This is a genomic window from Escherichia sp. R1 (assembly GCF_003000935.1).
GTDB lineage: Bacteria > Pseudomonadota > Gammaproteobacteria > Enterobacterales > Enterobacteriaceae > Escherichia > Escherichia coli.
On the sequence record NZ_PSRU01000002.1, the window covers coordinates 37,383 to 56,203 of the forward strand.

Consider the following 18,821-nt stretch of genomic DNA (forward strand, 5'->3'; position numbering starts at 1 on the left):
GAAAAAGACGTATGTGCGGTATTGTCGGTATCGCCGGTGTTATGCCGGTTAACCAGTCGATTTATGATGCCTTAACGGTGCTTCAGCATCGCGGTCAGGATGCCGCCGGCATCATCACCATAGATGCCAATAACTGCTTCCGTTTGCGGAAAGCGAACGGGCTGGTGAGCGATGTATTTGAAGCTCGCCATATGCAGCGTTTGCAGGGCAATATGGGCATTGGTCATGTGCGTTACCCCACGGCTGGCAGCTCCAGCGCCTCTGAAGCGCAGCCGTTTTACGTTAACTCCCCGTATGGCATTACGCTTGCCCACAACGGCAATCTGACCAACGCTCACGAGTTGCGTAAAAAACTGTTTGAAGAAAAACGTCGCCACATCAACACCACTTCCGACTCGGAAATTCTGCTTAATATCTTCGCCAGCGAGCTGGACAACTTCCGCCACTACCCGCTGGAAGCCGACAACATTTTCGCCGCCATCGCTGCTACAAACCGCTTAATCCGCGGTGCGTATGCCTGTGTGGCGATGATCATCGGCCACGGTATGGTTGCTTTCCGCGATCCTAACGGGATTCGTCCGCTGGTACTGGGAAAACGTGATATTGACGAGAACCGCACAGAATATATGGTCGCTTCCGAAAGCGTTGCGCTCGATACGCTGGGCTTTGATTTCCTGCGTGACGTCGCGCCGGGCGAAGCGATTTACATCACTGAAGAAGGGCAGTTATTTACCCGTCAGTGTGCTGACAATCCGGTCAGCAATCCGTGCCTGTTTGAGTATGTATACTTTGCCCGCCCGGACTCGTTCATCGACAAAATTTCCGTTTACAGCGCGCGCGTGAATATGGGCACCAAACTGGGCGAAAAAATTGCCCGCGAATGGGAAGATCTGGATATCGACGTGGTGATCCCTATTCCGGAAACCTCGTGTGATATCGCGCTGGAAATTGCGCGTATTCTGGGCAAACCGTACCGCCAGGGCTTCGTTAAAAACCGTTATGTTGGCCGCACCTTCATCATGCCGGGTCAGCAGCTGCGTCGTAAGTCCGTGCGCCGTAAACTGAACGCCAACCGCGCCGAGTTCCGCGATAAAAACGTCCTGCTGGTCGACGACTCTATCGTCCGTGGCACCACTTCTGAGCAGATTATCGAGATGGCACGCGAAGCCGGAGCGAAGAAAGTGTACCTCGCTTCTGCGGCACCGGAAATTCGCTTCCCGAACGTTTACGGTATCGATATGCCGAGCGCCACGGAACTGATCGCTCACGGTCGCGAAGTAGATGAAATTCGCCAGATCATCGGTGCTGACGGGTTGATTTTCCAGGATCTGAACGATCTGATCGAAGCCGTTCGCGCTGAAAACCCGGATATCCAGCAGTTTGAATGCTCGGTGTTCAACGGCGTCTACGTCACCAAAGACGTTGATCAGGGCTACCTCGATTTCCTCGATACTTTACGTAATGACGACGCCAAAGCAGTGCAACGTCAGAACGAAGTGGAAAATCTCGAAATGCATAACGAAGGATGATGCCTTCACTCAGGGTGCCGGTCTGGCACCCTGACTTGCAACTCCCGCCGAAATCCTGCAAAGTCTGCCTGCAAGTCTGACAGGGCAACTATTTATGAAACGACTCATTGTAGGCATCAGCGGTGCCAGCGGCGCGATTTATGGCGTGCGTTTATTACAGGTTCTGCGCGATGTCACAGATATCGAAACGCATCTGGTAATGAGCCAGGCGGCGCGCCAGACCTTATCCCTCGAAACGGATTTTTCCCTGCGCGAAGTGCAGGCGTTAGCTGATGTGACACACGATGCGCGCGATATTGCTGCCAGCATTTCTTCCGGTTCTTTCCAGACGTTGGGGATGGTGATTTTACCCTGTTCAATCAAAACCCTGTCCGGCATTGTCCATAGCTATACTGATGGCTTACTGACCCGTGCGGCAGATGTGGTGCTGAAAGAACGTCGCCCGTTGGTGCTCTGCGTGCGTGAAACGCCACTGCACTTAGGCCATCTGCGTTTAATGACTCAGGCGGCAGAAATCGGTGCGGTGATTATGCCTCCCGTTCCGGCGTTTTATCATCGCCCACAATCCCTTGATGATGTGATAAATCAGACGGTTAATCGTGTTCTTGACCAGTTTGCGGTAACCCTTCCTGAAGATCTCTTTGCCCGCTGGCAGGGCGCATAACTCCGCTGTTGCCCTGTTTCAGGGCAATTTTGCAACCGCGATCAAATCCTCGACATTTTGTTTCTGCCATTCAATCGAAACGCTGCGATTCAATCGCTATACCTGCTATCTTCAACTTTAGGACAATAATGCAACGTCTTATTAACATATTTAACGTTGAATGTTACTGCTGTCGTCAAGATGGCATAAGACCTGCATGAAAGAGCCTGCAAACACACAACACAATACACAACATAAAAAAGCCATTTTCACTTGAGGGTTATGTATGAAGAAGTCGATTCTCGCTCTGTCTTTGTTAGTCGGTCTCTCCGCAGCGGCTTCCAGCTATGCGGCGCTACCGGAGACGGTACGTATCGGAACCGATACCACCTACGCACCGTTCTCATCGAAAGATGCCAAAGGTGACTTTGTTGGCTTTGATATCGATCTCGGTAACGAGATGTGCAAACGGATGCAGGTGAAATGTACCTGGGTTGCCAGCGACTTTGACGCGCTGATCCCCTCACTGAAAGCGAAAAAAATCGACGCCATTATTTCGTCGCTCTCCATTACCGATAAACGTCAGCAGGAGATAGCCTTCTCTGACAAGCTGTACGCCGCAGATTCTCGTTTGATTGCCGCCAAAGGTTCACCGATTCAGCCAACGCTGGATTCACTGAAAGGTAAACATGTTGGTGTGCTGCAGGGATCAACCCAGGAAGCATACGCTAACGAGACCTGGCGTAGCAAAGGCGTGGATGTGGTGGCCTATGCCAACCAGGATTTAGTCTATTCCGATCTGGCTGCAGGACGTCTGGATGCTGCGTTACAAGATGAAGTTGCTGCCAGCGAAGGTTTCCTTAAGCAACCCGCCGGTAAAGATTTCGCCTTTGCAGGCCCATCAGTGAAAGACAAAAAATACTTCGGTGACGGCACCGGTGTAGGGCTGCGTAAAGATGATGCTGAACTGACGGCGGCCTTCAATAAGGCGCTTAACGAGCTGCGTCAGGACGGCACCTACGACAAGATGGCGAAAAAGTATTTCGACTTTAATGTCTACGGTGACTGATACGTCGCAGGGAAGCTGTACCTGATGGAATGATCATCATGGTGCACGCCAGGTTTGTTGCACTATCGTGGTGCATTGAAATGCATACTTAAGCATTTTTAATGAAAAATAATACGTCTGGCGGGGCGGGATATTTTGCCTTGATGGTCAATTTTATGGCACGATAAGTGTAACAAACCTGTAAATATTCCCGATAAAAAGACTGTCAGTTGAGGACATTATGAAAAAACTGGTGCTATCGCTCTCTCTGGTTCTGGCCTTCTCCAGCGCAACTGCGGCATTTGCTGCGATTCCGCAAAACATCCGCATCGGTACCGATCCGACCTATGCGCCATTTGAATCAAAAAATTCACAAGGTGAACTGGTTGGCTTCGATATCGATCTGGCGAAGGAGTTGTGCAAACGCATCAATACGCAATGTACGTTTGTCGAAAACCCACTCGATGCGTTAATCCCGTCCTTAAAAGCGAAGAAGATTGACGCCATCATGTCATCGCTTTCCATTACGGAAAAACGTCAGCAAGAAATAGCCTTCACCGACAAACTGTACGCTGCCGATTCTCGTCTGGTGGTGGCGAAAAATTCCGACATTCAGCCGACAGTCGAATCGCTGAAAGGCAAACGGGTAGGCGTATTGCAGGGCACCACCCAGGAGACGTTCGGTAACGAACACTGGGCACCAAAAGGCATTGAAATCGTTTCTTATCAAGGGCAGGACAATATTTATTCTGACCTGACTGCCGGACGTATTGATGCCGCGTTCCAGGATGAGGTCGCAGCCAGCGAAGGTTTCCTCAAACAACCCGTCGGTAAAGATTACAAATTCGGTGGCCCGTCTGTTAAAGATGAAAAACTGTTTGGCGTAGGGACCGGCATGGGCCTGCGTAAAGAAGATAACGAACTGCGCGAGGCACTGAACAAAGCCTTTGCCGAAATGCGCGCTGACGGTACTTACGAGAAATTAGCGAAAAAGTACTTCGATTTTGATGTTTATGGTGGTTAATCGCCATCGGTGAAAGAAAGCCCGCTCCCTTCGGGTAACCGGAGGGAGACAAGAGGCGGTAATTCACCACACACGACAGGACAGGCAGCATGTTGTATGGGTTTTCAGGTGTTATTTTACAGGGTGCGCTCGTCACGCTGGAGCTGGCTATCAGCTCTGTAGTGCTCGCTGTAATCATCGGTTTAATTGGCGCTGGCGGTAAGCTCTCACAAAATCGGCTTTCGGGCCTTATTTTCGAAGGGTACACCACGCTGATTCGAGGCGTGCCGGATTTAGTATTGATGCTGCTGATTTTCTACGGTTTGCAGATTGCGCTAAACACGGTGACGGAGGCGATGGGCGTCGGGCAGATTGATATTGATCCGATGGTCGCAGGTATTATCACTCTCGGTTTTATCTATGGTGCTTATTTTACCGAAACGTTTCGTGGCGCGTTTATGGCAGTGCCGAAAGGACATATAGAGGCGGCGACGGCGTTCGGTTTTACTCGTGGGCAAGTGTTTCGGCGGATCATGTTTCCGGCGATGATGCGTTACGCCCTGCCAGGCATTGGCAACAACTGGCAGGTGATCCTCAAATCTACCGCACTGGTTTCGTTACTCGGCCTGGAAGATGTGGTCAAAGCCACGCAACTGGCAGGCAAAAGTACCTGGGAACCGTTCTATTTCGCTATCGTCTGTGGCGTGATTTATCTTGTTTTCACCACCGTTTCCAATGGTGTGCTGCTGTTCCTTGAGCGCCGCTACTCCGTGGGTGTGAAGAGGGCTGACCTGTGATCGAAATCTTACATGAATACTGGAAACCACTGCTGTGGACTGACGGTTATCGCTTTACTGGCGTGGCGATCACCCTGTGGCTGCTGATTTTGTCGGTAGTGATAGGCGGAGTTCTGGCGCTGTTTCTGGCGATTGGTCGCGTCTCAAGTAATAAATACATCCAGTTTCCAATCTGGTTATTTACCTATATTTTTCGCGGTACGCCGCTGTATGTTCAGTTGCTGGTGTTCTATTCCGGCATGTACACGCTGGAGATTGTTAAGGGAACCGAGTTCCTTAACGCCTTTTTTCGCAGTGGTCTGAACTGTACCGTGCTGGCGCTGACGCTTAACACCTGCGCTTACACTACCGAGATTTTTGCCGGGGCAATCCGTTCAGTGCCGCATGGGGAAATTGAAGCCGCCAGAGCCTATGGCTTCTCGACCTTTAAAATGTATCGCTGCATTATTTTGCCTTCTGCGCTGCGTATTGCGTTACCGGCGTACAGCAACGAAGTGATCCTGATGCTGCACTCTACTGCGCTGGCATTTACTGCCACGGTGCCGGATCTGCTGAAAATTGCCCGCGATATTAACGCCGCCACATATCAACCTTTTACCGCTTTCGGCATTGCCGCGGTGCTCTATTTAATCATCTCTTATGTCCTGATCAGCCTCTTTCGTAGAGCTGAAAAACGCTGGTTGCAGCATGTGAAACCTTCTTCAACGCACTGAGAATACGATGTCCGAGAATAAATTAAACGTTATCGATTTGCACAAACGCTACGGCGAACACGAAGTGCTGAAAGGGGTCTCATTGCAAGCGAATGCCGGAGATGTCATAAGCATCATCGGATCGTCGGGATCGGGTAAAAGTACCTTTCTGCGCTGCATTAACTTCCTCGAAAAACCGAGCGAAGGATCGATCGTGGTCAATGGCCAGACGATCAATCTGGTGCGCGATAAAGACGGTCAACTCAAAGTCGCCGATAAAAATCAGCTGCGCTTATTGCGCACACGCCTGACGATGGTATTCCAGCACTTCAATCTCTGGAGCCATATGACGGTGCTGGAAAACGTCATGGAAGCGCCGATTCAGGTGTTGGGCCTGAGCAAGCAGGAAGCGCGCGAGCGGGCGGTGAAATATCTGGCAAAAGTCGGGATAGACGAACGTGCGCAGGGGAAATACCCGGTACACCTGTCCGGTGGTCAGCAACAGCGTGTTTCTATCGCGCGGGCGCTAGCGATGGAACCGGAAGTTTTACTGTTTGATGAACCTACTTCAGCGCTCGATCCTGAACTGGTAGGCGAAGTGTTGCGTATTATGCAGCAACTGGCAGAAGAGGGGAAAACCATGGTGGTAGTGACTCACGAAATGGGCTTTGCTCGTCATGTTTCTACTCACGTCATTTTCCTCCATCAGGGGAAAATAGAAGAAGAAGGGGCGCCGGAGCAGTTATTCGGTAACCCGCAAAGCCCTCGTCTGCAACAGTTCCTTAAAGGTTCGCTGAAATAATTTCCTCTCCGGTGGTTAACGCTGCCGGAGTATTTCATGGGGAATTTGCGAGTCCGCTTCCGCTGAAATGTAAAAGTTGCAGTCCGCTAAAAATAGTTCTGAATTCGCTGTCCAAAGATAAAAACTGCCTGCTGCATTGGGTGTAAATCGTGGTTATTGTCGCGTCATCTTAAATTTGAGGGGTGACGGAACGCCATGACAATATCGACAACTTCCACGCCGCATGATGCGGTATTTAAATCTTTTTTACGCCATCCAGACACCGCGCGGGATTTTATTGATATTCATCTTCCCGCGCCGCTGCGCAAACTGTGTGATTTAACGACGCTTAAACTGGAACCAAACAGTTTTATTGATGAAGACCTGCGGCAATATTATTCCGACCTCTTGTGGTCTGTGAAAACGCAGGAGGGAGCGGGTTATATTTATGTGGTGATAGAGCACCAAAGTAAGCCAGAGGAATTAATGGCTTTTCGCATGATGCGCTATTCCATTGCGGCGATGCAAAACCATCTTGATGCGGGTTATAAAGAGCTTCCATTAGTGATCCCGATGCTGTTTTATCATGGTTGCAGAAGCCCTTATCCATATTCACTCTGCTGGCTTGATGAATTTGCCGAGCCTGCGATTGCCCGCAAAATTTATTCATCGGCTTTTCCGCTGGTGGATATTACCGTGGTGCCGGATGACGAGATTATGCAACATCGCAAAATGGCGCTGTTGGAGTTAATTCAGAAACATATTCGTCAGCGCGATCTGTTGGGATTAGTCGACCAAATTGTTTCGCTGCTAGTTACAGGGAACACTAATGACAGACAGCTAAAAGCCCTGTTTAATTACGTATTACAAACGGGGGATGCCCGGCGTTTCCGTGCATTTATTGGTGAGATAGCGGAACGCGCACCACAAGAAAAGGAGAAACTGATGACCATTGCTGACAGATTACGTGAAGAAGGCGCAATGCAGGGCAAACACGAAGAAGCCCTGCGCATTGCTCAGGAGATGATGGAAAAAGGATTTGACCACGAAGTCATCCTGACGCTGACCCGACTTTCACCAGACGATCTTATCGCGCAAAGCCACTAACCCTGTAACACCGGGAGTTAACTGGCGGATGTTTGCAGTAAACCACATCAGCGAACGACATCCGCCAGCGCCTCTTCTAAATCGTACCAGCGAAACGCAAAACCCGCTTCTTCCAGCTTTTTTGGCAGCGCGCGTTGACCGCCTAATACCAGAACTGAAGATTCGCCCATTAACAACCGAATGGCGGTCGCAGGGACGCGCAAAATGGCCGGGCGATGCAGCGCATGACCCAGTGTATGGGCAAATTGTTCATTGCGCACCGGGTAGGGCGAAACCATATTAAATGGCCCGCGCAGCTCTTTATCCAGCAGCCAGAGAATACCGTTGACCATATCATCAATATGAATCCAGGCCAGATACTGCCGACCAGAGCCAATCGGCCCGCCCAGGCCAAAACGAAATGGCGGCAGCATTTTACCGAGGATACCACCGTCTGGTGCCAGCACTACGCCGGTACGCAGCAGGCACACTCGCGTTTTGTCACTTTGCGCCCGACAGGCAATCTCTTCCCAGCGGGCGCAGAGTTTATGGGTAAATTCGTTATGCGGCGGTTCCTCTTCGGTAACCACCACTTCACCTAAGTCGCCATAATAGCCCGTTGCCGAGCCGGAAATGAGTACCGACGGCGGCGTGTCGCTGGCATTAATCAAATCGACCAGTTTTTGCGTGATATTCCAGCGGCTTTGGCAGAGACGCTCTTTTTGCTCGTGAGTCCAGCGTTTATCAGCAATCGGTTCTCCGGCCAGGTTGATTACCGCATCAACGCCGTTGAGGTTGCTTTGTTCGGCAAGCCCTTGCCATAGTGTCACCCGAGGGCCGAGAACGGAACTGGCTTTCTGCGGGTTACGCGTCACTACCGTGATTTGATGGCCCAGGTCCAGCAAACGTGGAATCAAATGGCGACCAATTAATCCCGTCCCTCCGGTGATCACTATGTTCATGCAGCCTCCCGATATGGCGGTTAACGCTGCCAGCTTAAGGTCATGGATACCGAATCGGCGTAGCGCAGCGCGTGCAGTTTATCGATCTCCACTTCAGCATACGTCACCCAGTGATGTTCACGTGCGATATCGAGCACATCCTGAGTTAATTTTTCCAGCAAAGAGAAACGGTTATTCTCTACATGCTGAATAATGTTTTTCGTTACGGTGCGATAATTCAGCGCATCGTTGATATCTTCGCTAGTGCGCGCTTTATCGGCGGGGTAGTGGATAGTCACATTGATAACAATATCCTGACGGTTGTTAATTTCTTCTTCCTTAATTCCGATAAACGTACGCAAACGAAGGTTCTTTATACGAATAATAGCGGCAGGTTGTGCCATTGCAGGTTCTCCGTTGTTTTACTTAGAATGAAATAATACACGAGAACCTGTTTCTGTTAACTATCCGAACGCTCATCACCGTGTTGTGCTTTTAGCAGTGCCTGCCCGGTGGCAGGGCGCGAACGGATCCGCTCATGCCAGTTCTTGACTGCCGGATACATTGCGAGGTCAATTCGCTGGCGAGTCCAGGCATTAACCCACGGCCAGCAGGCAATATCCGCAATGCTGTAGTTCTCGCCACCCAGCCAGGGCGAGTTTTCCAGCCGCTTGTTCAGTACATGGTACAGACGCTGAGTTTCAACCTGATAACGTTCAATAGCGTAAGGAATGGTTTGGGGGGCTGCGTGATTAAAATGATGATTTTGCCCAAGCATCGGCCCCAGTCCGCCTACCTGCCAGAATAACCACTGTAATGTGACGGCGCGTTCACGCGTTTCATGACTCAAAAAGAGTCCCGTTTTCTCAGCCAGATACAACAAAATGGCACCAGACTCAAAGAGGCTTAGCGGTTCGCCGCCATCGGCTGGAGAATGATCAACAATTGCCGGAATTTTGTTGTTAGGCGAAATGCGCAAAAATTCCGGGCGAAACTGACCTCCTTTCCCCAGGTCTACCTTTATTAAGCGATAATCCAGCCCTGCTTCTTCGAGAAACAGCGTAATTTTGTGACCATTGGGTGTCGGGGCGAAATAGAGATCGATCATTGCAGCTCCGGTTGTCTAATCATCTGAACACCACAAGTATAGAAAGCGCGGCGACTTGCGTGAGTATTCGTCACGTGACAGTGACAAAAAGGCTCTATAGTTTGATAGCAAGCCCCCTTTATTGCCGAGGACATAATGAGTAAACCCGCTATCACGCTTTGGTCAGATGCCCATTTTTTCTCCCCTTATGTGTTATCCGCCTGGGTGGCGTTGCAGGAGAAAGGCCTGTCGTTTCATATCAAGACCATCGACCTCGACAGCGGTGAACATTTGCAGCCGACGTGGCAAGGTTACGGTCAGACACGCCGTGTGCCGTTATTACAAATCGATGATTTTGAGTTGAGTGAATCTTCTGCCATTGCGGAGTATCTGGAAGATCGATTTGCGCCACCGACCTGGGAACGTATTTATCCGCTTGATTTAGAAAATCGTGCGCGAGCACGACAGATTCAGGCCTGGCTGCGCAGCGATCTGATGCCCATCCGCGAAGAACGCCCGACGGATGTTGTCTTTGCGGGGGCGAAAAAAGCGCCACTAACGGCCGAGGGAAAAGCCAGTGCAGAGAAACTGTTCGCGATGGCAGAACATTTGTTAGCACTGGGTCAGCCGAATTTATTTGGTGAATGGTGCATTGCTGATACTGATCTGGCGCTAATGATTAACCGCCTGGTACTACATGGCGATGAGGTGCCGGAACGCCTGGTGGATTATGCGACATTCCAGTGGCAGCGAGCGTCTGTCCAGCGTTTTATTGCACTTTCGGCGAAGCAATCTGGCTGATAGCAACGACAGAATCCAGTATCATAGCTTACGTTTTTTCGACGAGGAGTGAGTGATGAAACTGATGTTTGCATCGGACATTCATGGGTCGTTACCGGCGACGGAACGTGTTCTGGAGTTGTTTGTCCAAAGCGGTGCCCAGTGGCTGGTGATCCTTGGCGACGTGTTGAATCATGGCCCGCGTAATGCTTTACCGGAGGGTTACGCGCCAGCCAAAGTCGCTGAACGGCTTAATGAAGTGGCACATAAGGTTATCGCTGTGCGCGGCAACTGCGACAGCGAAGTGGATCAAATGCTGCTGCATTTCCCGATAACCGCGCCGTGGCAACAGGTATTACTGGAAAAACAACGTCTGTTTTTGACGCATGGTCATCTTTTTGGCCCGGAAAATCTACCTGCTTTAAACCAGAACGATGTGCTGGTGTACGGTCATACCCATCTGCCAGTGGCAGAACAGCGGGGGGAGATTTTCCACTTCAACCCCGGCTCGGTGAGTATTCCGAAAGGCGGTAATCCGGCGAGTTATGGCATGCTGGATAATGACGTACTTAGTGTAATCGCACTCAATGATCAAAGTATCATTGCGCAGGTCGCGATTAATCCGTAATTTACCCACAACTCAAAATGCGCCGTAAGAGCGCCAGAAAAAGAAGGTTTCCTGATAATGGAACAGCGTCGTTTGGCAAGTACTGAATGGGTGGATATTGTCAATGAAGAGAACGAAGTCATTGCACAAGCCAGCCGGGAACAAATGCGGGCACAGTGTCTGCGTCATCGTGCAACTTATATCGTCGTGCATGATGGCATGGGCAAAATTCTGGTCCAGCGTCGTACCGAGACAAAAGACTTTTTACCCGGCATGTTAGATGCGACCGCAGGCGGTGTAGTCCAGGCCGATGAGCAGCTGCTGGAATCCGCGCGTCGCGAAGCGGAAGAAGAGTTGGGCATTGCCGGTGTCCCCTTTGCCGAGCACGGGCAGTTCTATTTCGAAGATAAAAATTGCCGTGTCTGGGGCGCGTTGTTCAGCTGCGTCTCTCACGGTCCCTTCGCTCTACAGGAAGATGAAGTCAGTGAAGTTTGCTGGCTGACGCCGGAAGAAATCACCGCACGCTGCGATGAGTTCACTCCAGACTCGCTGAAAGCGCTGGCGTTGTGGATGAAGCGCAATGCCAAAAATGAAGCCGTAGAGACTGAAACGGCAGAATGAAAAAAGAGCCGCAATCGCGGCTCTTAACATTTTTAGTGGTAGCCCATCAACTGAGCGCCGATCACCACGACGCTGGACATAATAAACAGCAGTCCAAGCAGGGTCGCACCCACCTTCAGCCAGTTACGGAAGTCCACCCGGCAAACACCGAGCGTCGCCATTAACGAAGCTGAGGTTGGGTAAATGATGTGGCTGAAGCCATCACCAAACTGGAACGCCAGCACGGTAACCTGACGGTTAACACCGACCAGATCGCCAAGCGGTGCCAGTAACGGCATGGTTAACGCCGCCTGACCAGAACCGGACGTCACGAAGAAATTAAATACCGCCTGGAAGAGCAACATAAACCAGGCCGCGACTGCGTTATCCAGACCGCTAATGGCATTGGCAATGCTGTTGAGGATGGTATTTAACACGCTGGCATCACCCGCTTCACCATTACCGACCAGCAGCAAAATCCCTTTGGCGAAACCCACCAGCAGGGCAGGGGCGATCATCATTCGCGCCCCTTCGGTAAAGGATGAAGCCATGGTATTAACCGTCATGCCGTTAAGGCGGAAAACAACGCCGATGATGCCAATCACCAGACCCATGGTGAAGAACTGGCTGGCAATTTCAGGAATAAACCAGGCATTAACGATCACGCCCCAAATAACCCAGACCATTACGGCGGTCAGGACAATCAATACCAGCCAGTCACCAAAGGTAAACGGACGTTGTTCAACATCAGCCTGCTTTTCACGAAAGAAGCGGTCGGACTCATGCACGCGTGACAGAAGAGGATTCTTTTTCACTCGTGAGGCGTACACCATGGTAAAGATCAGGCCAATCAGAGTGGCGATAACCCACACCACGATGCGCAACCCGGAGCCAGAAAGCACCGGAACGCCGGCAATACCCTGAGCAACAACCACACAAAACGGGTTCATCCACGAACTGGCAAAACCGATTTGCGTGGCAATATAGGTCACAAGGACGGTGGTAATACTGTCATAGCCCAGCCGGACCATTAGCGGTGCGATGATAATGGCAAAGGCGACGGCCTCTTCTCCCATACCAAATATTGCGCCGCCAAGTGAAAACAGAATAAACAGCGCAGGAATAAAGAGAATTTCATTTCCGCGGGTATGGCGAATAAGCGCCAGGATACCGTTATCAATGGTTCCTGTACGCATCACAATGCCAAACGCGCCGCCAATCACCAGCATAAACATGATGATGCCAACGGCTGTCCCGTATTTCGATCCTGAGGTTAACCCTTCAAACGGGAAGTTCATCAGACCCGGGCGTTCATCGCCCGTCGTGAACAGCTGTACGCGGTGATACTCAGGTTCGCCTGCTTCGTTAGTCAGAATGCGAAATGAGTGTGGATCTACGACTTTGCGTGTTTTTGTTTGACCATCAACCTGATACTGCACTTCCTGACTGTCAAACATGCCCACCGGAACTACCCAGGTGGCAAGGCTGGTTAAAATGGCAACAAAAAAGATAATCACCAACGTATCGGGCATTGCCCATCTTCTTGTTGGTTTAGATTCAGTGATTGCGGACATAGCGCAAATATTCCCTTGCACAAAACAAAGTGGTAAGTATGCAAAGTGAGATGGCGCAATTCATTGATGCAGCGCAGTTAAGCAAGATAATCAGAAAGGATTAATGCAAATTAATAGAATAAAAAACCGGAAATAGTGACTATTTCCGGTTCAGATATCCGCAGCGCAAAGCTGCGGATGATGACGAGATTACTGCTGCTGTGCAGACTGAATCGCAGTCAGCGCGATGGTGTAGACGATATCATCAACCAGTGCGCCACGGGACAGGTCGTTAACCGGCTTGCGCATACCCTGCAGCATCGGTCCGATAGAGATCAGGTCAGCAGAACGCTGTACCGCTTTGTAGGTGGTGTTACCGGTGTTCAGATCCGGGAAGATGAACACGGTAGCGCGACCTGCAACCGGAGAGTTCGGTGCTTTGGATTTCGCAACGTCAGCCATTACCGCAGCGTCGTACTGCAGCGGACCGTCGATCATCAGATCAGGACGTTTTTCCTGCGCCAGACGAGTTGCTTCGCGAACTTTTTCTACGTCGCTACCAGCACCAGAAGTACCGGTGGAGTAGGAGAGCATAGCAACGCGCGGTTCGATACCGAAGGCCGCAGCGGAATCAGCGGACTGAATCGCGATTTCTGCCAGCTGTTCTGCGGTCGGATCCGGGTTGATCGCACAGTCACCGTAAACGTAAACCTGTTCCGGCAACAGCATGAAGAACACGGAAGATACCAGGGAGCTGCCCGGTGCAGTTTTGATCAGCTGCAGCGGCGGACGGATGGTGTTTGCGGTGGTGTGAACAGCACCGGAAACCAGACCATCAACTTCATCTTGTTCCAGCATCAGCGTACCGAGAACCACGTTGTCTTCCAGCTGTTCGCGGGCAACGGTTTCGGTCATGCCTTTGTTCTTACGCAGTTCGACCAGACGACCAACATAGTTTTCGCGAACCACTTCTGGATCAACGATTTCAATGCCTGCACCCAGTTCTACACCCTGAGAGGCTGCAACACGGTTGATCTCTGCTGGATTACCCAGCAGTACGCAAGTTGCGATACCACGTTCAGCACAGATAGCGGCTGCTTTAACGGTACGCGGTTCGTCACCTTCCGGCAGAACGATACGTTTGCCCGCTTTGCGCGCAAGTTCAGTCAGCTGATAACGGAACGCTGGCGGAGACAGACGACGGCTGCGCTCAGAAGTGGCAGTCAGAGAATCGATCCAGTCAGCGTTGATGTAGTTAGCAACGTATTCCTGAACTTTTTCGATACGCTCATGATCGTCAACCGGAACTTCCAGGTTGAAGCTCTGCAGGCTAAGAGAAGTCTGCCAGGTGTTGGTGTTCACCATAAATACCGGCAGGCCGGTAGCGAAAGCACGTTCGCACAGTTTAGAAATGCGCGCGTCCATTTCGTAGCCGCCAGTCAGCAGCAGGGCACCGATTTCTACGCCGTTCATGGCAGCCAGGCAAGCGGCAACCAGCACGTCAGGGCGGTCTGCGGAAGTCACCAGCAGAGAACCGGCACGGAAGTGCTCCAGCATGTGCGGAATGCTGCGTGCGCAGAAAGTGACGGATTTAACGCGGCGAGTATTGATGTCGCCTTCGTTGATGATGGTCGCATTCAGGTGGCGAGCCATATCGATCGCACGAGTCGCGATCAGGTCAAAGCTCCACGGCACAGCGCCGAGAACTGGCAGCGGGCTGGATTCTTGCAGCTTCGCCGGATCAACGTTGTTCACTTTTGCTTTGGTGGAGTCGTCAAAAATCTCGGACAGATCCGGACGGGTACGACCCTGCTCATCAACCGGAGCGTTCAGTTTGTTAACGATAACGCCGGTAATATTGGTGTTTTTTGCACCGCCGAAGCTGTTGCGAGTCAGTTCGATACGCTCTTTCAACTGTTCCGGAGTATCAGTTCCCTGAGACATAACGAAGACGATTTCTGCGTTCAGCGTTTTGGCGATTTCGTAGTTCAGAGACTGGGCAAACTGGTGCTTACGTGTCGGGACCAGACCTTCCACCAGAACGACTTCAGCGTCTTTGGTGTTAGCGTGGTAGTTCGCGATGATCTCTTCCATCAGCACATCTTTCTGATTGCTGGAAAGCAGACCTTCAACGTAGCTCATTTTCAGCGGTTCAGCGGCCGTCGTGGTGGAAGAGTTCGCACGCACGATAGTCGTAGTCTGATCGGGCGCATCGCCACCGGTACGCGGCTGAGCGATAGGTTTGAAAACGCTCAGACGAACGCCTTTGCGTTCCATTGCACGGATCACGCCAAGGCTGACGCTGGTCAGACCGACGCTGGTTCCGGTAGGGATCAGCATAATAATACGGGACACGGTTTATCCTCTTTCGTTACCGCCGATTTGGCGGGTTACAAAACAGCACCGCCAGCTGAGCTGGCGGTGTGAAATCAGGCAGTCAGGCGGCTCGCGTCTTGCGCGATAACCAGTTCTTCGTTGGTTGGGATAACCACCGCAGGACGGGTACCTTCTTTGTTGATGAAACCAGATTTGCCGAAACGTGCAGCCAGGTTGCGTTCATGATCAACTTCAAAGCCCAGCACGCCCAGTTTGCCCAGAGACAGTTCACGAACCATCGCGGCATTTTCACCGATACCACCGGTGAATACAACAGCGTCCAGACGACCATCCATCAGCGCAGTGTAGGCGCCGATGTATTTGGCCAGGCGGTGGCAGTAAACGTCCATTGCGCGCTTCGCGTCTTCTTTCGTCGCGTAGTTGTCTTCAACATAGCGGCAGTCGCTGGTCACTTCGGTCAGACCCAGCAGGCCAGACTCTTTGGTCAGCAGTTTGTTGATTGCGTCAACGCTCATGCCCAGGGTGTCGTGCAGGTGGAAGATGATCGCCGGATCGATATCACCAGAACGGGTACCCATGACCAGACCTTCCAGCGGGGTCAGGCCCATAGAGGTGTCAACGCATTTACCGTTGCGGATAGCAGAAACGGAACCACCGTTGCCCAGGTGGCAGGTGATGATGTTCAGTTCTTCTACCGGTTTGTTCAGCATTTTTGCCGCTTCCTGGGTTACATAGAAGTGGCTGGTGCCGTGCGCGCCGTAACGACGGATGCCGTGCTCTTTGTACAGGTTGTACGGCAGGGCGTAGAGGTAAGACTCTTCCGGCATAGTCTGGTGGAACGCGGTGTCAAATACAGCAACGTTTTTGTCTTTCAGCTGTGGGAAAGATTTCAGAGCTTCTTCGATACCGATCAGGTGAGCCGGGTTGTGCAGCGGTGCAAAAGAAGCTGCATCTTTGATACCCTGAATAACAGACTCATCGATCACTACGGAGCTGGTATACTTTTCGCCGCCGTGTACGATACGGTGACCGATAGCAGTCAGCTGCGCAGACAGTTCTGGTTTTTGTGCCAGAATAGTATTAACGATAAAGTTGAGCGCTTCGCTGTGAGCGGCGCCTGCACCTAAAGCCGCTTCCTGTTTATTGCCGTCCATTTTCCATTTGATACGTGCTTCGGGCAGGTGGAAACATTCGGCTAAACCAGAAAGGTACTCTTCACCATTTACTGCATCGATGATGGCAAATTTCAGTGAAGAACTACCGCAGTTCAGAACCAGTACTAACTTACTCGACATGGAAGTACCTATAATTGATACGTGGCTAAAAAAACGTCAGGGAGCCATAGAGCGTAGCGCATGATGACACCGACATTTATGATTAACATCATGCACTGCAAATTTTTTTTGCATGATGGAAGAAATATCTTGAGTCTATGCCATTTTGCGTAATTTTCAGCCAATGGCATAATGTATATGAATTTGACGACTCAATGAATATGTACTACTTAGGCCTTCAGGCTGCTAAAGGATACCTGATAGTGGGTATGGAAGACAAAATGTTTTGAACGTTGTCCCGCTGAGTTGTGAATTTGCACAAATTTTTGAATCTTTATATGTGAAGTTGAGGTGAAGCATGTCAACGCCGGATAATCGTTCTGTTAATTTTTTTAGCTTGTTTCGCCGGGGACAGCATTACTCAAAGACGTGGCCGCTGGAAAAACGCCTTGCCCCAGTCTTTGTCGAAAATCGCGTTATCAAGATGACGCGTTATGCGATCCGTTTTATGCCGCCGATCGCCGTATTTACTCTCTGCTGGCAGATTGCTCTGGGCGGTCAGCTTGGGCCGGCAGTTGCCACTGCGCTGTTCGCCTTAAGTTTACCCATGCAGGGATTGTGGTGGCTGGGCAAGCGTTCTGTAACGCCATTACCTCCTGCAATCCTCAACTGGTTTTATGACGTTCGCGGTAAATTGCAGGAGTCTGGACAGGTGTTGGCACCCGTTGAAGGCAAGCCTGATTACCAGGCATTAGCTGACACGCTTAAGCGTGCCTTCAAACAACTGGATAAAACTTTCCTTGATGATTTGTAATTGACCCCTGATTACGCATATAAAAGAAGGCATACTCAGCCTTCTTTTTTTTCACCGTAGTAGAGTGATACAGGAGTCAATAATGGAAATGACCAACGCGCAACGTCTTATTTTGTCTAACCAGTACAAGATGATGACTATGCTCGATCCGGCAAATGCTGAACGTTACCGTCGCCTGCAAACAATCATTGAGCGTGGTTATGGATTACAGATGCGTGAACTGGATCACGAGTTTGGCGAGCTGAAAGAAGAAACCTGCCGCACTATCATCGACATTATGGAGATGTATCATGCGTTGCATGTTTCCTGGTCTAATTTGCAGGACCAGCAATCCATCGATGAACGTCGTGTCACCTTCCTCGGCTTTGACGCCGCCACTGAAGCACGTTACCTCGGTTATGTCCGCTTTATGGTTAATGTGGAAGGGCGCTATACCCATTTTGACGCTGGAACTCACGGTTTTAACGCCCAGACGCCAATGTGGGAAAAATATCAGCGCATGCTTAATGTCTGGCATGCCTGCCCGCGTCAGTACCATTTGAGCGCCAACGAAATTAATCAAATTATTAACGCCTGAGGAGGCCCGCGTGCGGTGCAAAGGTTTTCTGTTTGATCTTGATGGAACGCTGGTGGATTCCCTGCCTGCGGTAGAACGGGCGTGGAGCAACTGGGCCAGACGTCATGGGTTATCGCCGGAAGAGGTGCTGGCTTTCATTCACGGTAAACAGGCGATCACCTCTCTGCGCCATTTTATGGCGGGCAAATCCGAGGCAGACATTGCCGCCGAGTTTACGCGTCTGGAGCACATCGAGGCCACGGAAACCGAAGGTATTACCGCGCTTCCGGGGGCAATCGCCTTACTCAATCATTTGAATAAAGCAGGTATTCCGTGGGCTATTGTGACTTCTGGCTCCATGCCGGTAGCGCGAGCGCGTCATAAAATAGCGGGGCTTCCCGCGCCAGAGGTGTTTGTAACCGCTGAGCGGGTGAAGCGCGGAAAACCAGAACCTGATGCGTATCTGTTAGGCGCGCAGCTGCTGGGGCTTGCGCCGCAGGAGTGTGTTGTGGTGGAAGATGCTCCCGCTGGCGTGCTTTCAGGTCTGGCGGCGGGTTGCCATGTTATTGCGGTTAATGCCCCGGCAGATACCCCGCGCCTGAATGAAGTCGATTTAGTCCTCCACAGTCTGGAGCAAATTACTGTGACCAAACAGCCAAATGGCGATGTTATTATTCAGTGAAACACCTGATC

General features: G+C 51.1%; 20 protein-coding genes. 14 read left to right on the forward strand and 6 right to left on the reverse strand.

The features are described from left to right. Positions 1–11: 11 nt before the first annotated feature. The 8 genes from purF to rpnB all read left to right on the forward strand — a co-directional run bounded on the left by purF (position 12) and on the right by rpnB (position 7,600). The gene (gene purF, locus C4F37_RS02950) at positions 12–1,529 is read left to right on the forward strand and encodes an amidophosphoribosyltransferase (protein WP_000334221.1); all 1,518 of its coding nucleotides are present in this window, start codon (positions 12–14) and stop codon (positions 1,527–1,529) included. Positions 1,530–1,623: 94 nt separating this feature from the next. After that, complete coding sequence (ubiX, locus tag C4F37_RS02955; protein ID WP_000825701.1) at positions 1,624–2,193, forward strand: flavin prenyltransferase UbiX; 570 nt, start codon at positions 1,624–1,626, stop codon at positions 2,191–2,193. A 265-nt stretch (positions 2,194–2,458) separates the two neighbouring features. After that, positions 2,459–3,241 (forward strand): lysine/arginine/ornithine ABC transporter substrate-binding protein ArgT, encoded by a 783-nt coding sequence (gene argT / locus C4F37_RS02960; RefSeq protein ID WP_000748259.1) that lies wholly within the window; start codon positions 2,459–2,461, stop codon positions 3,239–3,241. A gap of 220 nt (positions 3,242–3,461) precedes the next feature. Then, a complete protein-coding gene (hisJ, locus tag C4F37_RS02965) occupies positions 3,462–4,244 on the forward strand; it encodes a histidine ABC transporter substrate-binding protein HisJ (RefSeq protein WP_000737621.1) in 783 nt (260 codons plus the stop codon). An 89-nt stretch (positions 4,245–4,333) separates the two neighbouring features. Then, positions 4,334–5,020, forward strand: a complete 687-nt coding sequence (gene hisQ, locus C4F37_RS02970) for a histidine ABC transporter permease HisQ (RefSeq protein WP_000965518.1) — start codon at positions 4,334–4,336, stop codon at positions 5,018–5,020. After that, positions 5,017–5,733, forward strand: a complete 717-nt coding sequence (locus C4F37_RS02975) for an ABC transporter permease (protein WP_000569958.1) — start codon at positions 5,017–5,019, stop codon at positions 5,731–5,733. Before hisQ ends, C4F37_RS02975 begins: the two co-directional genes overlap by 4 nt. A 7-nt stretch (positions 5,734–5,740) precedes the next feature. Next, entirely contained in the window at positions 5,741–6,514 is a 774-nt protein-coding gene (gene hisP, locus C4F37_RS02980; RefSeq protein ID WP_001293612.1) for a histidine ABC transporter ATP-binding protein HisP, read from the forward strand. 195 nt (positions 6,515–6,709) lie between these two features. Further along, the gene (rpnB, locus tag C4F37_RS02985; RefSeq protein WP_000156131.1) at positions 6,710–7,600 is read left to right on the forward strand and encodes a recombination-promoting nuclease RpnB; all 891 of its coding nucleotides are present in this window, start codon (positions 6,710–6,712) and stop codon (positions 7,598–7,600) included. A gap of 47 nt (positions 7,601–7,647) precedes the next feature. Here the strand turns inward: rpnB and C4F37_RS02990 are convergent, their stop codons facing one another. From C4F37_RS02990 to yfcG, 3 genes are read right to left on the reverse strand one after another with little or no spacing between them, the layout of a single operon-like run. Then, positions 7,648–8,541: a TIGR01777 family oxidoreductase gene (locus C4F37_RS02990; protein WP_001539184.1), complete on the reverse strand. Its 894-nt coding sequence runs from the start codon at positions 8,539–8,541 to the stop codon at positions 7,648–7,650. 20 nt (positions 8,542–8,561) lie between these two features. After that, positions 8,562–8,924 carry a dihydroneopterin triphosphate 2'-epimerase gene (gene folX, locus C4F37_RS02995; RefSeq protein ID WP_000068457.1) on the reverse strand — a complete coding sequence of 121 codons (363 nt, stop codon included), beginning with the start codon at positions 8,922–8,924 and terminating at the stop codon, positions 8,562–8,564. A 56-nt stretch (positions 8,925–8,980) separates the two neighbouring features. Continuing rightward, positions 8,981–9,628: a GSH-dependent disulfide bond oxidoreductase gene (gene yfcG / locus C4F37_RS03000; RefSeq protein WP_000566502.1), complete on the reverse strand. Its 648-nt coding sequence runs from the start codon at positions 9,626–9,628 to the stop codon at positions 8,981–8,983. 135 nt (positions 9,629–9,763) lie between these two features. On the opposite strand from yfcG, the gene yfcF reads away from it, so the two are divergent. The 3 genes from yfcF to yfcD are packed head-to-tail and all read left to right on the forward strand — an operon-like array spanning position 9,764 to position 11,615. Continuing rightward, positions 9,764–10,408 carry a glutathione transferase gene (gene yfcF, locus C4F37_RS03005; protein ID WP_000042440.1) on the forward strand — a complete coding sequence of 215 codons (645 nt, stop codon included), beginning with the start codon at positions 9,764–9,766 and terminating at the stop codon, positions 10,406–10,408. Between the two features lie 55 nt (positions 10,409–10,463). Further along, positions 10,464–11,015, forward strand: coding sequence for a phosphodiesterase (yfcE, locus tag C4F37_RS03010; RefSeq protein ID WP_001314009.1), 552 nt, complete (start codon positions 10,464–10,466; stop codon positions 11,013–11,015). Positions 11,016–11,072: 57 nt separating this feature from the next. Beyond that, positions 11,073–11,615, forward strand: a complete 543-nt coding sequence (gene yfcD, locus C4F37_RS03015) for an NUDIX hydrolase YfcD (RefSeq protein ID WP_000437935.1) — start codon at positions 11,073–11,075, stop codon at positions 11,613–11,615. A gap of 32 nt (positions 11,616–11,647) precedes the next feature. Here yfcD and yfcC read toward each other — a convergent pair whose 3' ends face one another. From yfcC to ackA, 3 genes are all read right to left on the reverse strand, one after another. Beyond that, entirely contained in the window at positions 11,648–13,168 is a 1,521-nt protein-coding gene (gene yfcC, locus C4F37_RS03020) for a putative basic amino acid antiporter YfcC (protein ID WP_001274489.1), read from the reverse strand. A 189-nt stretch (positions 13,169–13,357) separates the two neighbouring features. After that, complete coding sequence (gene pta / locus C4F37_RS03025) at positions 13,358–15,502, reverse strand: phosphate acetyltransferase (RefSeq protein WP_000086709.1); 2,145 nt, start codon at positions 15,500–15,502, stop codon at positions 13,358–13,360. Between the two features lie 74 nt (positions 15,503–15,576). After that, positions 15,577–16,779 (reverse strand): acetate kinase, encoded by a 1,203-nt coding sequence (gene ackA, locus C4F37_RS03030; RefSeq protein ID WP_000095707.1) that lies wholly within the window; start codon positions 16,777–16,779, stop codon positions 15,577–15,579. Between the two features lie 337 nt (positions 16,780–17,116). Between ackA and yfbV the strand changes: the two genes are divergently transcribed. From yfbV to hxpA, 3 genes are all read left to right on the forward strand, one after another. Then, positions 17,117–17,572 carry a terminus macrodomain insulation protein YfbV gene (yfbV, locus tag C4F37_RS03035; protein WP_000106625.1) on the forward strand — a complete coding sequence of 152 codons (456 nt, stop codon included), beginning with the start codon at positions 17,117–17,119 and terminating at the stop codon, positions 17,570–17,572. Positions 17,573–17,654: 82 nt separating this feature from the next. Then, the gene (locus tag C4F37_RS03040; protein ID WP_001774006.1) at positions 17,655–18,149 is read left to right on the forward strand and encodes a YfbU family protein; all 495 of its coding nucleotides are present in this window, start codon (positions 17,655–17,657) and stop codon (positions 18,147–18,149) included. A 10-nt stretch (positions 18,150–18,159) separates the two neighbouring features. Further along, positions 18,160–18,810: a hexitol phosphatase HxpA gene (gene hxpA / locus C4F37_RS03045; RefSeq protein WP_001203415.1), complete on the forward strand. Its 651-nt coding sequence runs from the start codon at positions 18,160–18,162 to the stop codon at positions 18,808–18,810. Positions 18,811–18,821: the final 11 nt, after the last annotated feature.

Coding starts and splice junctions, on each gene's coding strand:
- purF (WP_000334221.1), top strand. CDS start 12: ATGTGCGGTATTGTCGGTATCGCCGGTGTTATGCCGGTTAACCAGTCG.
- ubiX (WP_000825701.1), top strand. CDS start 1,624: ATGAAACGACTCATTGTAGGCATCAGCGGTGCCAGCGGCGCGATTTAT.
- argT (WP_000748259.1), top strand. CDS start 2,459: ATGAAGAAGTCGATTCTCGCTCTGTCTTTGTTAGTCGGTCTCTCCGCA.
- hisJ (WP_000737621.1), top strand. CDS start 3,462: ATGAAAAAACTGGTGCTATCGCTCTCTCTGGTTCTGGCCTTCTCCAGC.
- hisQ (WP_000965518.1), top strand. CDS start 4,334: ATGTTGTATGGGTTTTCAGGTGTTATTTTACAGGGTGCGCTCGTCACG.
- hisP (WP_001293612.1), top strand. CDS start 5,741: ATGTCCGAGAATAAATTAAACGTTATCGATTTGCACAAACGCTACGGC.
- rpnB (WP_000156131.1), top strand. CDS start 6,710: ATGACAATATCGACAACTTCCACGCCGCATGATGCGGTATTTAAATCT.
- C4F37_RS02990 (WP_001539184.1), bottom strand. CDS start 8,541: ATGAACATAGTGATCACCGGAGGGACGGGATTAATTGGTCGCCATTTG.
- folX (WP_000068457.1), bottom strand. CDS start 8,924: ATGGCACAACCTGCCGCTATTATTCGTATAAAGAACCTTCGTTTGCGT.
- yfcG (WP_000566502.1), bottom strand. CDS start 9,628: ATGATCGATCTCTATTTCGCCCCGACACCCAATGGTCACAAAATTACG.
- yfcF (WP_000042440.1), top strand. CDS start 9,764: ATGAGTAAACCCGCTATCACGCTTTGGTCAGATGCCCATTTTTTCTCC.
- yfcE (WP_001314009.1), top strand. CDS start 10,464: ATGAAACTGATGTTTGCATCGGACATTCATGGGTCGTTACCGGCGACG.
- yfcD (WP_000437935.1), top strand. CDS start 11,073: ATGGAACAGCGTCGTTTGGCAAGTACTGAATGGGTGGATATTGTCAAT.
- yfcC (WP_001274489.1), bottom strand. CDS start 13,168: ATGTCCGCAATCACTGAATCTAAACCAACAAGAAGATGGGCAATGCCC.
- ackA (WP_000095707.1), bottom strand. CDS start 16,779: ATGTCGAGTAAGTTAGTACTGGTTCTGAACTGCGGTAGTTCTTCACTG.
- yfbV (WP_000106625.1), top strand. CDS start 17,117: ATGTCAACGCCGGATAATCGTTCTGTTAATTTTTTTAGCTTGTTTCGC.
- C4F37_RS03040 (WP_001774006.1), top strand. CDS start 17,655: ATGGAAATGACCAACGCGCAACGTCTTATTTTGTCTAACCAGTACAAG.